The sequence below is a fragment of the Candidatus Limimorpha sp. genome, from assembly GCF_056203535.1.
Window position 1 is genome coordinate 1 of sequence record NZ_JBADWU010000068.1, and the last position, 15,072, is coordinate 15,072.

17 protein-coding genes are annotated in these 15,072 nt (G+C 44.8%); 2 read left to right on the forward strand and 15 right to left on the reverse strand.

The window, feature by feature from the left end; translation table 11 throughout:
- Window positions 1–136: 136 nt before the first annotated feature.
- The 13 genes from AC06MN_RS08070 to AC06MN_RS08130 all read right to left on the reverse strand — a co-directional run bounded on the left by AC06MN_RS08070 (window position 137) and on the right by AC06MN_RS08130 (window position 11,325).
- Window positions 137–1,069, reverse strand: coding sequence for a hypothetical protein (locus tag AC06MN_RS08070; protein ID WP_475671853.1), 933 nt, complete (start codon window positions 1,067–1,069; stop codon window positions 137–139).
- Between the two features lie 371 nt (window positions 1,070–1,440).
- Window positions 1,441–1,680, reverse strand: a complete 240-nt coding sequence (locus tag AC06MN_RS08075) for a hypothetical protein (protein WP_475671854.1) — start codon at window positions 1,678–1,680, stop codon at window positions 1,441–1,443.
- 2 nt (window positions 1,681–1,682) lie between these two features.
- The gene (locus AC06MN_RS08080) at window positions 1,683–1,976 is read right to left on the reverse strand and encodes a DUF4160 domain-containing protein (RefSeq protein ID WP_475671855.1); all 294 of its coding nucleotides are present in this window, start codon (window positions 1,974–1,976) and stop codon (window positions 1,683–1,685) included.
- Between the two features lie 121 nt (window positions 1,977–2,097).
- Window positions 2,098–2,526: an ATPase gene (locus AC06MN_RS08085; protein WP_475671856.1), complete on the reverse strand. Its 429-nt coding sequence runs from the start codon at window positions 2,524–2,526 to the stop codon at window positions 2,098–2,100.
- A 14-nt stretch (window positions 2,527–2,540) separates the two neighbouring features.
- Window positions 2,541–4,319 carry a V-type ATP synthase subunit I gene (locus tag AC06MN_RS08090; protein WP_475671857.1) on the reverse strand — a complete coding sequence of 593 codons (1,779 nt, stop codon included), beginning with the start codon at window positions 4,317–4,319 and terminating at the stop codon, window positions 2,541–2,543.
- A gap of 1 nt (window position 4,320) precedes the next feature.
- A complete protein-coding gene (locus tag AC06MN_RS08095) occupies window positions 4,321–4,935 on the reverse strand; it encodes a V-type ATP synthase subunit D (RefSeq protein WP_475671858.1) in 615 nt (204 codons plus the stop codon).
- Between the two features lie 189 nt (window positions 4,936–5,124).
- Window positions 5,125–6,444 (reverse strand): V-type ATP synthase subunit B, encoded by a 1,320-nt coding sequence (locus AC06MN_RS08100; RefSeq protein WP_475671859.1) that lies wholly within the window; start codon window positions 6,442–6,444, stop codon window positions 5,125–5,127.
- Complete coding sequence (locus AC06MN_RS08105; RefSeq protein WP_475671860.1) at window positions 6,437–8,185, reverse strand: V-type ATP synthase subunit A; 1,749 nt, start codon at window positions 8,183–8,185, stop codon at window positions 6,437–6,439. The genes AC06MN_RS08100 and AC06MN_RS08105 overlap by 8 nt, the downstream gene beginning before the upstream one ends.
- 27 nt (window positions 8,186–8,212) lie before the next feature.
- Window positions 8,213–8,656: a hypothetical protein gene (locus AC06MN_RS08110; protein ID WP_475671861.1), complete on the reverse strand. Its 444-nt coding sequence runs from the start codon at window positions 8,654–8,656 to the stop codon at window positions 8,213–8,215.
- Window positions 8,657–8,673: 17 nt separating this feature from the next.
- A complete protein-coding gene (locus AC06MN_RS08115) occupies window positions 8,674–9,045 on the reverse strand; it encodes a GxxExxY protein (protein WP_475671862.1) in 372 nt (123 codons plus the stop codon).
- Between the two features lie 142 nt (window positions 9,046–9,187).
- Window positions 9,188–9,787 carry a DUF2764 family protein gene (locus tag AC06MN_RS08120; protein WP_475671863.1) on the reverse strand — a complete coding sequence of 200 codons (600 nt, stop codon included), beginning with the start codon at window positions 9,785–9,787 and terminating at the stop codon, window positions 9,188–9,190.
- Window positions 9,787–10,398, reverse strand: coding sequence for a hypothetical protein (locus tag AC06MN_RS08125; protein WP_475671864.1), 612 nt, complete (start codon window positions 10,396–10,398; stop codon window positions 9,787–9,789). Before AC06MN_RS08125 ends, AC06MN_RS08120 begins: the two co-directional genes overlap by 1 nt.
- 507 nt (window positions 10,399–10,905) lie before the next feature.
- Window positions 10,906–11,325 (reverse strand): type II 3-dehydroquinate dehydratase, encoded by a 420-nt coding sequence (locus tag AC06MN_RS08130; RefSeq protein WP_475671865.1) that lies wholly within the window; start codon window positions 11,323–11,325, stop codon window positions 10,906–10,908.
- 102 nt (window positions 11,326–11,427) lie between these two features.
- Here AC06MN_RS08130 and AC06MN_RS08135 point away from each other — a divergent pair, with 102 nt between their 5' ends.
- Window positions 11,428–12,141 carry a CDP-alcohol phosphatidyltransferase family protein gene (locus tag AC06MN_RS08135; protein ID WP_475671866.1) on the forward strand — a complete coding sequence of 238 codons (714 nt, stop codon included), beginning with the start codon at window positions 11,428–11,430 and terminating at the stop codon, window positions 12,139–12,141.
- A gap of 544 nt (window positions 12,142–12,685) precedes the next feature.
- The gene (locus tag AC06MN_RS08140) at window positions 12,686–12,934 is read left to right on the forward strand and encodes a helix-turn-helix domain-containing protein (RefSeq protein ID WP_475671867.1); all 249 of its coding nucleotides are present in this window, start codon (window positions 12,686–12,688) and stop codon (window positions 12,932–12,934) included.
- A 61-nt stretch (window positions 12,935–12,995) separates the two neighbouring features.
- Here AC06MN_RS08140 and AC06MN_RS08145 read toward each other — a convergent pair whose 3' ends face one another.
- Entirely contained in the window at window positions 12,996–13,565 is a 570-nt protein-coding gene (locus AC06MN_RS08145) for a glycoside hydrolase family 15 (protein ID WP_475671868.1), read from the reverse strand.
- Between the two features lie 4 nt (window positions 13,566–13,569).
- Window positions 13,570–14,877 carry a hypothetical protein gene (locus tag AC06MN_RS08150; RefSeq protein ID WP_475671869.1) on the reverse strand — a complete coding sequence of 436 codons (1,308 nt, stop codon included), beginning with the start codon at window positions 14,875–14,877 and terminating at the stop codon, window positions 13,570–13,572.
- Window positions 14,878–15,072: the final 195 nt, after the last annotated feature.

Below are 15,072 nucleotides of genomic sequence, written 5' to 3' on the forward strand. Positions count from 1 at the left end.
TCAAGAAAATCAGAATACTCAAGAACGGGAGAAAGGCCGTGTCATTCTTCAAGTACGGCCTGGACTACATCGCCGAGTGCATAATGAACCCTAATCATATACCTAAATTCGACATCTTTCAAATTTTGTCATGTACTTAGAGCAAAGCATCAACCTTCTGTTTTGTCACCTGCCTTCCGTTTGTGGATTCAATCGAATTAATTTTCTTTAACAAAGTATTAATTTTCTGCTTGTCCGGTACACTGCCATTTTTGCATTCATAACAATCAATTTCTTTCTGTAAAGCATCCATCACCTGTCTCTCGATTGCGTCTTTAATCAAACTGTCGTTTCTTTCTCTCATCTTTTTAATAACATCTTTGCTCAAAAAAATATCGTTAACAGCAAAATGAAGATATCCACTTTCACGCATCTGCAAATCAACGCATTCCTTGCCGATAAAAAAAATGTCATCCTTGATTTTGTCGTAATGTTTACGAAAATATTCAGTTCCGTTTTTGTATTTTTGGATAGAGTCGATGGGGATCGATAGCATGATAATCGCATCAACAGGTTGATCCTGCTTAATTCTGAATTCTGCTCTCAATTTACCCCTATCACTATCCTTTTCATGTCCATCTGGCCCTATCCAATCAGAGTTAATTTTGTTGGAGTCTGCTGAGTTTACCATGTGATGTATGGCAGTATTGTATTTTCCCGACGATCTGATTGTCAGTTTATCGCCTTTTTCGACATAAATACCAGAATTAGCCCAAAGCTCAGCCGTGTTGAATAGCCAGTAGTGTATCTCTCTGTCCTCGTCCTGCATGGTTGTCGTGCCAAAGGCATTAACCCTGATGGAGTTGTATGGATATACCGATTTGATGGAAACGGTGACAAAGGATAGTCCAATGAAAATTGTCATAGCTAACACGATAATGATTATCAACAGTTTCAAAACTTTCCTTTTATCATCCAGAATATCAAGCAAAGTCTTGTTAGATTCTATGGTAATCTTCATGTTCCCGTTTCTATGGTGTTTTCCGCTTCGTCTTGTCCGTGGTCTTGAGTTGTTGGAATCTGTAGCCATATAAATGAATTTTTGGCAAATGTATGGATTTATTCTTTTGAGCAAACAAAACTAACCTAAATTTTGTATCACTATATTATTTTTTAATTTCCTAAGCAACAAAAAGTTGCTCAAGATTTCGGCATCTCAGAAATCTCACCCTTATTAGTGGCGCAGTTAGAAGACGGACAAAGATGAAATGAAAACTTGGCTGTCCGCTATAGTTTAGCAGATACCAGCAATTCTTTATAAATTTTCCGACCGCAAATATAAACATTTTTATCTCAAACATGCAAAAACGAAACAAGGCAACCCAACCGAGCCGCCTTGTTTCATTTTCAATTTGTGTCAGTTCAATTACACCATCAGTGCGCCGACAAAACCAAATAGATTCAAAGCCGCATCAAATCCGTAACAGCATAAACCCTGCTAAGATTATGGAAAGTAAAGAACTGCTCGTCAAGAATCATCCAGTCTTCGCGTTCCTTCACTGAAAGTTTCTGAATATCAGGAAAAAAGCTAATGGGCACAATGATAATCCGCCCATCAGTCAACACAGCGCAAAGCTTTCCTCGATGTTCACTGAAATTGAGGCTTTTAATTCCAACATTTGTATCCTTTATCTTGCACATATCTACTCTATATTTCTTACTGTAGTCTTTTCTCCTTTATAGCAACGACTGATTTGCTCATTTATATAATCCCAATTATTTGAAATAGCCTGAGTTAACATCTTGTTTTCCTTTTGAGTCAATTCAGATTCAGCAATTTCAACACATCTTTCTCCATTTTTTTCAATCCAAATCTTCGCAACAGAATGTTGGTGACGGCCATTCCTATAGAACACATGAACATGCCTGCGATTGTCGTTAATGTCAGTCGGAATAGACACCAACATGAAGAGTTTTATGAAAGCAAGCTGTTCCATTTCTTTCTTTTCAAGATTGCAAAAATAAACATTTTTATCTCAAATAAGAATTACTTCCCAAAAAAATAACAAAGGCGGCTCAAACGAGTCGCCTTGTTTCATTCCAAATTGATTTGTCCGATTACACCATCAGTGCGCCGACAAGACCCAGAATTGCGTAGAATTCAGGAAGAGCGGCATAGATAAGGGTGTTGGTGAACACATCGTGGCCCTGGCTGACGCCGACGATACCGTTAGCGCAAACCTGTCCCTGACGGATGGCGGAAATCATGCAGACCAGACCGACGCAAAGACCAACGCCAAAGATGACGAGTCCTTGTGTTGGGTCAGCCTTCAGCTTGCTCAGCAACATGAAGAAAGCCACGAAACCATAAATACCCTGCGTAGCCGGCAGAGCTGAAAGCACCATGAAATTGCCCGATGCTTCCGGTCTCTTTTTCAGTCCGCCTTCTGCAGCATTACCAGCCGTGGTAGTGCCGATTGAACTTCCAATTCCTGCTAAGGCCAACACTAAGCCCAAGCCAAGATAACCTAAAATTACTTCTAACATGATAAATACTATTTTTAATTGTTAATGTTTTCAGTGAGAGGGTTATACTTACGTCCGGTGCCCTCGTAACCGGAATTTTTGAAAAACTCAAGGAAATTGAGTCGCAAAGGATGCACGAAAGCACCCAAAACGCACATGGCGACATTCAGCACATGGCCAATCACCACGATGAGGATGAAGGCAATCCAGCCCGCACCGCCGTCGCCCAAAGCCTGCAAGCCGATGGCATTGAAGGCTTCGCCCAACTTGGCACCTGCCAAGCCAAGGGCATAAAGACGGAGGTAACTGAGCACATCGCCCAACAGACCCGTAGCCGTATTGTAGGTTTCCCAAAGGCCGGAGCCAAAATTGAGCAAAGGATTGCGGTGCAAGTCGTTGAGGAAGAAAATTCCCAATGCCGACAGCACGCCCAAAACAATGATAATCCATTTGGTGACAGCCGAGTCGAGCACGCCAATCAAGGCCAAAGCCCCGACAATGACACCGCCGACAATGAGCAGGGTCCAGCCCCAGGTTCCCAATGAATTGGCAAAACCATTGTGCTTGGTGGCTTGCCAAACCTTGATGATCATGGCAAGGCAAAGGTGAATGACGCCCACGATAATGGCAAGCACCATAGCACCGTCGAAGCCCATGATGGTCGATGGCAGCATGATTTTCTTCAAGCCGTCGGGGATGCAGCTCCAAGTCATCAAATCCATGGAAAAGAAGGTGTGGAAAATGAAGCCCACAACCGTCGTGGCAATGCCCAAAACGAGACCCAAAGAGGCAATCTTCGGCAGTTTTTTCTTCAAGGCGAAACTGGCTCCAATCAAAATGAGACCGTAACCTGCATCGCCCATGCAGAAAGCGAAAAACAGCATGAAGAAAATGGAAATCCAGAAAGTAGGGTCAAATTCGTTGTATTTCGGACGTCCGTACATATCGGTAAGCATCTCAAACAACGAAACGAACCTATTGTTTTTCAACTTGATAGGTGGATTGTCGTCTTCTTTTGCCTTGTCGACCAAATAAATGGCATTTTCTTCATCAAGAACAGTGCGCAGACTTGCTTCGTTTTCAGCAGGAGCAAAGCCCTCGAACACCGTGATGTAGTCTTCAGCCGCTTTCGTTCCCGAAACATTGGCCAAATGCAAGTCCAGATTGGCAATGGTCTTTTCCAATTCGGCATTGATTTCGGGTTCAAGGCATTTCAGTTCCGAAAGACGCTGTTCCTTTTCGGCAATGGATTTTCTCAGTTCTTCGACTTGTTTCTCCAATGCGGCATAATCGCTTTCAGGAGCAGGGATTTCTTTCAGCGGGAAATCAAAATCATCAGAATCGGAAACCACCACGAAACTGGTATAAGTGCCGTCGGTCGAAATCTCACTCATGGCATATTGCTGCTGCCATTCGGGATTGATGGCCGAGGTCTTGGTCTTGTAGAAATGCAGCTTCAAGCCGCGTTCCGACAGTTTCTCGAGGCTGCTCTTGTCGAACAAGCCCCATTGTTTCCTATCCTCGATTTCTTTCAGAAGTTGAGGGATGCCAGCCTGCAGCGTCTCCTTTTCCGTTTTCAGGCTCAGGATTTCGGCAGCTGCGTCTTTCGATTTTGCACCGGCTTTTTGGGCGGGAACAATCTCTTTCAATGCCGTCAGTGACCTGCGCAGCACATCGGCGCGGGCTGACAGATTCTCCGAGTTCTCGTCAATCGGCTTGGTCGAGCGCGTAATGTCGACAACGCCCAGACCTTGCAGTTTCTTCAAGAAACCTTCCATGTCGCCGCTCAGGAGAATGAAATCATATTTCAACATTTCAGTTACCATTCTCTGCCTCCTCTTCTTCCATTATGTGTTTGTTCTTCACGATTTTCTGCGAAGCCTTGGAGAGGTTCTCCTCGTCTTCCATATATCGCTTAATCTTACGTATGGCTTCGTTATAGCCAGGTATCTGCACTTTTTCGTAAAGATTCACCTTTTGCGTGGTCTTTTTCCTCTGATAGTCAAGGATTCGGCTCACTTCGGTGTAGACCTCACTCTCGATGCCCAACTGGGCAAGGTTCTTCAAGATTTGCACACCATCGGCATACCACATCGGCTTGGTGAAAAGGTTGATGTCCTTCACATCGAAGAGCACCTCTTCCAAAGCGGGCGTAGGCACACCGGCAATCTTTACGGTTTTCAGCTTCACATCTGTCACGGAAATCAAACCTGGCTCAAATTCATTCCAAAGCCTGGCCATATACTCGTATGATTTGAGTTCGGCCTCTAACTGGGCGACAAGGCTCTCCGAACGCTGCTTTGCCTTCTTGACCTCCACACGCAATGCCGACTCCTTGCTCTTCAAGGTCGGGAGGGCACGCACGCGAGTCTTCAGCTGCTTGTTCAGCTCGTTCAGCGAAGTCTTGTTATATTGAAATTTAATGGCCATGATTATAACTTAGAACATTTATTATTTTCAAGTTCCTTCTTAATATCTTCAAGTTCATTTTTCAAATCTTTTAGTTCCTTCATCAGCTTTTTTTCCGCTCTACTAGAACAAAAAGCGCAAATGCATATTGCAAGAAACAAAAGACATATTGCTATTGAATTGGAGTCCATGATACTTGAAGTTTTATCATTAGTTTTTCCAGTATTTTTCAATCAGTTTTTCCTTCAATCCGGTCTCTGCCTTGGTGAAATACTTGCCGAAGAGTTCCCAAGCGGTGTCGAGCATTTCATTGATAGGAATGTTGACGTCGATGGCAAGCAATCGGGTAGCATATTCCTTGGCATAGTCGAGGCAACGCAAGTCGTAGTCGCTCAGGTCGAAACCGTTTTCCAGCTTCGTCTTGGCGTTGGCAGCATCGGCATACAGACGGACTGAGGTGTTCATCACGGCACTGTGGTCTTCGCGGGTCTTCTTGTTCTGCACCAACTGCTTCAGACGCGACAGCGAGCGGAACGGGTCGACGATGACCTTGCCCGAATCGGCATCGGCACGCAGAAACAGCTGACCTTCAGTGATATAACCCGTGTTATCAGGGATAGCGTGGGTAATATCGCCATCGTTCAAAGTAGTCACGGCGATAATGGTGATGGAACCGCCGTCAGGCAGCTGCACGGCTTTTTCGTAAATCTTTGCCAAATCGGAATAAAGCGAGCCAGGCATGGAGTCCTTCGAAGGAATCTGGTCCATACGGTTGCTCACGATACTCAGAGCATCGGCATAAAGGGTCATATCGGTCAACAAAACCAAAACCTTTTCGTTCTTGTCAACAGCGAAATATTCGGCAGCCGTCAAAGCCATGTCAGGAATCAGCAGACGCTCGACAGGCGGTTGGTCGGTGGTGGTGACGAAAGAAATAATCTTATGCAAGGCACCTGCGCTTTCAAACTGGTTCTTGAAATACAGGTAGTCGTCGTTGGTCAAGCCCATGCCGCCGAGGATAATCTTATCGACATCGGCACGCAAGGCCACCATGCTCATCACCTGGTTGTAAGGCTGGTCTGGGTCGGCGAAGAAAGGAATCTTCTGGCCGGAGACCAAAGTGTTGTTCAGGTCGATGCCAGCAATACCTGTCGGAATCAGTTGCGAAGGCTGTCTTCTCTTGTACGGGTTGACCGAAGGGCCGCCTATCTGGCGCTTTTCGCCTTCGACAGCCGGACCGCCGTCGATAGGTTCGCCGTAGGCATTGAAGAAACGACCTGCCAAATCCTCACTCACATTCAGTGTTGGAGGTTCGCCGAAGAAAGTCACCTCGGCATCGGTCGGGATGTCTTCCGTTCCGCCGAACACCTGCAAGGTAACGTTCTTATCCTTGATTTTCACCACCTGAGCCAGACGGCCAGCCACGAGAGCCAGTTCATCGTTCGAAACGCCCTCGGCATCCAGTGAAACGGTCGCTTTGGTGATGGCAGTCAAATGGGTATAAATGCGTTGAAATGCTTTCTCACTCATGTTTCAATTCCTCCTTAAACTGATTGAGATATTTATTGAATTGTTCCGACTGATACTCCGAATAGTTCATCTGCTTGCAAATGTTAATCAACTCCTTGAAGTAGGTTGTACATTCTTCAAAGTTGTCGAACTTGAACGAGCGGTCGCAGACATCGAGGAGCAGGTCGAGCATGAATTTCTGACGGTCGAGAGGCGTCGAAGCATCGATTTCATCGAAAGCATCCTGCTGCAAAATGACGAAGTCAAGCAATTCCGACTTCCAATACTGCTCGTGATACGACATCGGCACGCCATCATCACCCAGAATGTTGATTTGTTCGTAAGCGTCCTTACCTCTGCGGATGATATATTTCATCTTGGTCACCTTGTCAACCCAGCCTTTTTCGATTTTTTCATCCAAATAGGCGATGATTTCAGGATATTCAAGATATTTCGAATAGGAATCGACAGGGTCAACAGCGGGATAACGCTTCTTATCGGCGCGGTTCTGCGAGAGGCCGTAGAAGCAACGTGCTGCCTTCTTTGTCGATTCGGTGACAGGCTCCTTCAGGTTACCGCCAGCAGGCGAAACCGTACCGATGAAGGTAATGGAACCCGTGGCGCCGTTATTCAATTTCACATAACCGGCGCGGGCGTAGAAGGAAGAAATGATAGCCGACAAGTCGACTGGGAAACCATCCTGACCCGGCAATTCTTCCAAACGGTTACTCATTTCACGCAAAGCCTGAGCCCAGCGCGAAGTGGAGTCAGCCAGCAGCAGCACCTTCATGCCCATGGCGCGGTAATATTCGCCCAAGGTCATGGCCGTGTAGACGGAAGCCTCACGGGCGGCGACAGGCATGTTGGATGTGTTGCAAATGATGATGGTACGTTCCATCAGGCTACGGCCCGTGTGCTTGTCTTTCAGTTCAGGGAACTCGGTGAAGATTTCCACGACCTCGTTAGCACGTTCACCGCAAGCCGCCATGATGATGACATCGGCATCGGCCTGTTCGGCCAAAGCGTGCTGCAAGACGGTCTTGCCACAGCCGAAAGGACCAGGAATGAAGCCCGTGCCGCCTTCGGCAATCGGGTTCAAGGTGTCGATGCAACGCACGCCGGTCTCCATGACCTTGAACGGACGCGGCTTTTCGACGTAACCGCCCACGGCCACCTTGACAGGCCATTTCTGCATCATCGTGACCTTTACCTCTTCGCCCTCGGCATTGGTGAGGACGGCTATGGTATCGGTAATCTTGTATTGTCCGGCGGCAGCCACCGATTTCACGGTGTAGGTCCCTTCAAACGAGAACGGCACCATGATTTTGTGAGGCAGCCAGCCTTCCTTCACCTCGCCCAACCAGTCGGCGGCCACGACCTGCTGACCAGCCTTGGCAAGCGGAGTGAAATCCCATTTCTTATTTTCATCGAGCGGCTTGGTGTATTCGCCTCTCTTGAGGAACACATCCGTCATGGTGGCCAGATTGTTCTGCAAGCCGTCGAAATTGCTTGATAGCAAACCAGGTCCCAAGGTCACTTCAAGCATGTAACCCTGAAATTCCACCGGGTTGCCGATTTTCAGGCCGCGGGTGCTTTCATACACCTGCACGGAGGCCTTGTTGCCGTTCACCTTAATGACTTCTGCCATCAGCTTGACACCGTCAAGGTCGATGAAGCAGATTTCATTCTGAGCGACAGGGCCATCCACCTGAACGGTGACCAAGTTGGCAATGATACCTGTAACTTTACCTGTTGTTTTCATATTTTTAAAACATCTAATTATATTTTCTTAGTTTATGATTTGCTTCCACAAATCCTTTTCCTGAAACCACGAATTATCACGAAATCCCACGAAACAGTTTGAAAAATCCGTCTGCGTTTCCTTCAAACTCTGGACATCCATATAGTCGTGCAAATTCGTGTCTTTCGTGGTTTCTAGGATAACTTGCGCGAGCGCAAGTCCAATTTGCTTCCGCAAATTATTTTCTTGGAACCACGAATTATCATGAAATGCCACGAAACAGTTTGAAAAACCTGCCTGCGTTTCCTTCAAACTTTGGACATCCATATATTCGTGCAAATTCGTGTCTTTCATGGTTTCTAAGATAACTTGCGCGAGCGCAAGTCCAATTTGCTTCCGCAAATCCTTCTCTTGGAACCAGGAATCATCACGAAATGCCACGAAACAGACATCCGTGTAAATTCGTGTCTTTCGTGGTTTCATTGTGTACATCCGTGGTTTTAAACAGTTCATTTTGTATTCAAATAACGTTTCCTGTACAATTCCTTACTTCCGAAGTTTATCAACAAACCCAATTCACAACCTGTTGCTTTCAGATAATTAAGAATTTGAGCTTCATGTTCAGACGTGACCTCCGAAACTGCTTTCAACTCCACGATAATCTTGTCATAGCAATACAAATCAGCCTCGTAACACTTCTTCAGCACCACATCCTTATATTGAATCGGCAAAGCCACCTTCGTTTCAAAAGGGATGCCTCTTATACGCATCTCTACTTCAAGAGCCTCATGATACACAGCTTCCAAAAAGCCAGGACCCAGCATCCTATGGACTTCCATCGCTGCCCCAATTATATTATATGCCTCCTCTGCGTATAGCATTTTCTATTCGTTTGTTTATCTCATTTGCAAACAGTTGCGAAGCAACCCTTCGTGTAAATTCGTGTAATTCGTGGTTCCAAGGAAAACTTGCGCCTGCGCAAGTCCAAAACCAAATTCGCCGATATCCCTTCGTAGTACCTCATTATTTCGTTTCGTCGTACTTAACCCCTTCAAATGTTCCTCTGACTTCCGAGACGAGTTTCTGGAACATTTCCTCGCCCTTCTTCAGATCGAGTTCGGCCCAACGCTGCACTGCTTTAGCCTTGACGAGGAAAGCGAGAATGGTGTTCATGTTGAAATAATCCAAGCGGGCAATGTCGCTCGCCTTTTCCCATTTCAGTTCGTCCATCTGCTGTTCGCGTGCCACGAAATCGGTGTTTTCGAGGATAGCCCGAATCTGTGCCTCTTCCTCGAAATCGGCTTCGGCCAGTTCCACCTGATAGTCGTCGCCGTTCTTGCCGAGACGCTTGGCGAGGTAGTATACCTTCATGTTGCGCAGGCGTGCATCGAAATCGAAATAGGAGCGGATGAACTCATTCTTGCTTTTTGCCGCCTTTTCATAGAACTCGGAGCCAAGCGTGTTTTCATCAAAGCCTTCTTCGAGCAATGCCACCAACTGCTGGTCCGAGTCCGACAGCAACTCCAAAATCTGAGCCTTGACTTCGGCATAGTCGAAATTGGAGCCATCGTAACTGACGACAAGTTCGGGCAATCCCGCCACTATATAGACATAGTTATTCATTATCCGAAGAGGATTTTCTTAGTTGCCGGACGGAGGTAATTGGCGATGAGGTTCTGGAACTCTTCATCGGTGAATTGCAGCACATAGCCACTGCCCTTTGGCGCCACCTTGAAGCCGCCGTTCATTTTCTTTGAGAAGCTCACGTTGACCGGAGCGGCAAACTGCTGGCCGATTTCCTTGCTGACGAAATCCTCGACCTTGCCCTTCAAGGCTTCCGGCATGATGATGTCCAAAGCCACAGGCGAAGCGCTGTTGGCGTTGAAGGCGCTCACGATGGCTTTCATCATTTCCTTGACGAACTCCACATTATCGAGATTTTGCGCGACGGCCTTATTGGTCATCTTGGCGACGACCATCTTTTCCATTTCCTGCTTGGTGACGCTGATGCTCTGCACGGCGGCCATCTTCACATCGGCAGCAACCTTGGTTTTCAGTTCCTCGGCCTCTTTCTGCGCCTGAGCCACAATGCGCTCGGCTTCAGCCTTGGCCTGTGCGATGATGCTTTCCGATTCGGCCTTAGCCTTTTGCAGCAGTTCCTCGCCATCCTGTTTTCCCTTCGACAAACCTTCGTTGTAGAGCTTGTCGGTCAATTCTTGCAATTTATTTTGCATAACTCTTTGATTATATCTTACTTACTTTATTTTTTCAAAATTATGCCTTTGCATAAATATATTTGGGTGCAAAGATAGCAATCTTTTCTTACAAAACAAAAGATTTAAAAATGTGTTCGAATCCGCAGTTAAAATTATCAAGTTTAGAATTGATCAATTCATTAGAATAAGTAGGCGAGCAAATTCAGTTTAGTGAGAATTAAAAATAACCTGTAACGATAATAGCTGTTTTTTATGCTTCGCTAAACGCAAATTTTCGTAAATGAATTATAAATTGTAATTAGTTGTATATCAGCTAAATTCTAATAAATTTATTGAGAATTTGTGGCAATTTGCGTTCTTCAAGAAAACAATTGCTAATGTTTATATGTGTTACAACTTATTTCTTTAGTGTTACTTACATGCTGAAAACGAGACATCAAAGTCGCGGGGACGAGTGAATGCGAGGCTTCTCGAAATTCCACAGTCTCGAAATCCAAATCAAAAATCCTTACCTACTCTTGTTTCCTAAAAAGCTTCCAACCATTCAATCGCTTTATCGTAGCTTTCCATGCCGAATCCCGAAAAGCAATTGCTGCTAACCTCAGCCGTAAAGGAATGGCGGCGATAAGGTTCGCGTTTGCTGATGTCGGAAATGTGAACCTCCACCACCATAACACTGATGGCACGGATGCAGTCGGCGATGGCAATGGAAGTATGGGCGTAAGCTCCCGGATTCATGACAACCGCATCGTAAAAGGCATCGGCTTCCTGCAATTTATCAATGATGAAACCCTCGTGGTTTGTCTGGAAATAATCGATTTCGTGCTGTGGGAAACGTTGCTTGAGATGCTCAAGATAGGTTTCAAAAGGAGTGTTCCCATAGATTTCAGGTTCTCTTTTCCCAAGCAAATTAAGATTAGGCCCGTTGATTATTAGAATTTTCATCGCATTAAAATAAATTGCCGCAAAGATATAACACAGAATGCAATTTTGTTGCCGACATAACGAAAAATAATCTACTTTTGCCAAAACTAAACACGAATCACCATGAGTATAAAACAACACATTCCGAATAGCATCACTTGCTGCAACCTGGTTTCGGGTTGTCTTTCCATCCTGTTTCTCGGTGCCGGTATGCCCGTCAAGGCGGCCATCATGATTTTCGTCGCCGGCATCTTCGACTTCTTCGATGGCTTTGCAGCACGGCTGCTGAACGCCCACTCCCCCATCGGCGGCGACTTGGACTCGCTTTCCGACGTAGTCTCCTTTGGCGTTGCACCAGGTTTCATCATGTACTGGCTGATGCTCAAAACGATAACCGAACCCATCATTCCTGTTGGCCCGTTCGACATTCTGCCTTTCATCGCCTTTTTGCTGCCTGTCTTTTCCGCCATCCGCTTGGCAAAATTCAATATTGACGACACGCAAAAGACCTCATTCCGTGGCATTCCAGCGCCAGGTATGGCCATTTTCGTGGCCTCATTGCCTTTGGCCTTGGCGCAAGTCGGTCACCTCACTGACGGCAGTCTGCGCTTGGGCTACTGCATCGGCATTGTGCTGATTTTCTCCTTTATGATGGTGTGCAACCTGCGTTTCTTCTCGTTCAAGATGAAAAACGTGAAATGGAAAGGCAACGAAGTCCGTTTCATCTTCATTGCCTTGGCAGTCATCGGCTTCGCCATTTTCCGTTTCGTGGCGCTGCCATTCATCATGATTGCCTACATCATCTTATCGATTCTCTTTGGAGAGAAGATGCAGTAAACAACTATAAAATAATAAGTTGAGACAATTCTAGCACATGTCGTTTTTATAAACACAAATTTCCACGAATTAACATGAATTTCCATAAAATAGCCAATCGGCTTTAATGAGCTATAAGCAGCCACCGACATTACAGGCATTGACAAATTTATGGAACTATGAACAAGACGCAACAACTATTTCACCAAGTCATTGACGAAACACCAGAACACATTAAAAGGCATCTATATACATTTAGGCCCAAACATTGGACGCAGAGCGGAAATCAAAGAATCCTCGACGAAGTCATGGAATACGCTCGCGTATTCCTTATTCGCTTAATTCGTATAATTCGCGGTCGAAAAAAACAATCGTGGTTACTAATTGGATTGCAGTGTCCTTTCCTGCCAGACGTAGAGAAAGAACCGCGAAATCGCAGATTCAACGTAGTTAATCGGGCGAATCAAGCGAATGGGGCCTTGCTAACGCAAGTCCTTGCCTGACGGAGGTTGATAAGATGAACCGCTATGGGTCAAAAAGTATATAATTACCCATTAAAATTCAGGTGGACTTGACATTTCAGATTGCCGACCGGATTGATGCACTGCTAAAGCAGAAAGGCATATCACAGAAAGAACTGGCCAAGCTGACACAGACCTCCGAGGCTGCGGTCTCGCGCTGGCTGAGCGGCACGCACAATTTCACACTCTCCACCCTCGCCAAGATTTCGGCGGTTCTGGGAGAGAAGATTATTGTGGTGGATTCGATGAACTATAGGCAACACGGAACTGTGAGTGAGGTGGCCGGAGGATAAGGTGCCGTATGGAGAAAAATAGAATAGCTGATTCTAAAAAGTAACAAATATGTCACATTACCTAATCCAATGATTCAGGTTCATCTTCTTCCTTCGGTGTCGATGCATCAAATGCAAGGAACACTTCCAAGAATGCGGTTTCGGAAAAGAAATAATTTGGATTATCCACCATTTTATCTGCCATAAAGTTGAATCCGAAATTAGCATATTCTTCCATGGTCTGAATCAACATATCAACAGCCTTTCGAGCAGTTATTTCGCCTTTATCCAATGCAATAAAATCCATATCTGTTTTTGCCACTAAAGCGGTAAAAATATACTCTCGCAATTTCGGATATTGTTTTCGTCCTTTTACAGGATCAATATTTCCCCAAAATTGAATAGGGTGACCAAATGATTTCAGCATTGCCGCATCTTCAACTAAAGGTCGTCTTTGATCATAATACAGACCTATGAAAAATGCGATGATAAAAATTTCATAACCAGGGCCAAGCAATTTGCCTCTATCTTCTCGCATTGAAGTAGAGCCTTTCCCGTAATCGGTAAACATCTTGATGATGTTATCCTCATATCTTTTTTCCCATTGCGGGTTACGCTTTGCCCACAAATCATATAGTTTCTCAGCTGCCATAGTCTTATTTTATATGCGTTATCATTGTTTGAATGGTTGACAAATCTTTATCATTGTAATTCGGAGCTTTGCAAATCCGATAGACAGAGCATGTCAACTGATTGATTTTTTCATCATTGAGAACCTTTTCGCCAGTCAACTCATCGGTTTTCAACAAATCTTTGGTTACAATAATGCATTGCTTGTCAATTTTATCAATCACATTGTAAAACACATCTTCCTTGTAATCTTCAAAAGATGATGTCGGTGCATCGAATATCAAAGGATAATCCTGTTCGCGTTTTAAAGTCGTGATCTTAGAAATAGCAAATAAGACAGACATATACATTGTCGTCCGCATTGCGCCACCAGGGTTCGTGATTTCCGTCCCATTTTCGCTGAACAGACAGATTCTTGCCGAATCATTCACAGTCTTAATGATGCGGATGATACCATAGAAATCATTCTCATTCAACATCTCAAGATAATTATTAGCCTCTTTTTCAAGCAATCCGATAAAGGAATTGACATTCTCGTTTTTGGCCCGCTCGAAGGCTTTCATAATACGTTCAAGTGCAATATGAACATTCTGGTAGGCTTGGGTCATCGAACTTGCAGGCTGTAGTTTCGACATTTCTGTCTGAATATCTGATTTACGGCTCTCAGCCGCTGCCAGTTTCTGATTCAACTCAACTATTCGGGTTTCAGCCCTACCCTTTGCCGCAAAATATCCCTTAAAATCATTGAAATCCTTTTCTATCAAATCTTCCGTTAGATTCGTATTCACTAAGATACGTGTCCGTTCATCCTCAACATCTTGTATTTCCTTTTTCACTTTTTCCAAATCGCTTTTTCGGGCGTTGATAAAATCAATTCTATCAGAAATTTCATTGTGAATATTCGAAATTTCCGATTCGATTTCACCGCTCATCTTGATTTGCCGTGTATGTAACTCATCAACATAAGAATTTGGGAAGAACGGCTTTTCTTCATCTGCTTGGTTTTCCTTTTCCAAATGTCTCAGATATTCATTCAGTTTATCAACCATAAAATGATACGCATCGGAATCTTTTGGGGCTGGTCGTCCGCATACTTTACAAACCTCTTCATCTATCATTTCCTGCATGGTTTCCTTATTCGGAACATACCAAGGCAACGGAGCAGCACCATTCATTAAATTCTTTACAGCTTCTTTCTTTCCCTTTTCCATCGCGCGACGCTCGGTTTCTTCCTTATCGAGCTTTCGTTTCTGCTTGCTCAATTTCGACACTTTTGCCTGAAATTCATCAAGCACCTTCGGGAATGAGCGAAGAATCCAATATTCATCTAACAAACTGGTGTTGTAATCGCAACCAGATTGAGCTGTAAGCCGCGCCCTTTTATCATATAGGGCTGTTCTATAAATTAACTTACTAATAATTAGTTATTTAGTTTGATATTTCAGTAGAAAATCGTACCTTTGCAGTAGAAATCATACGGAATCATGCAGAAAACTACTACATACCGCAAGCCGATGGGCGAGAACCTG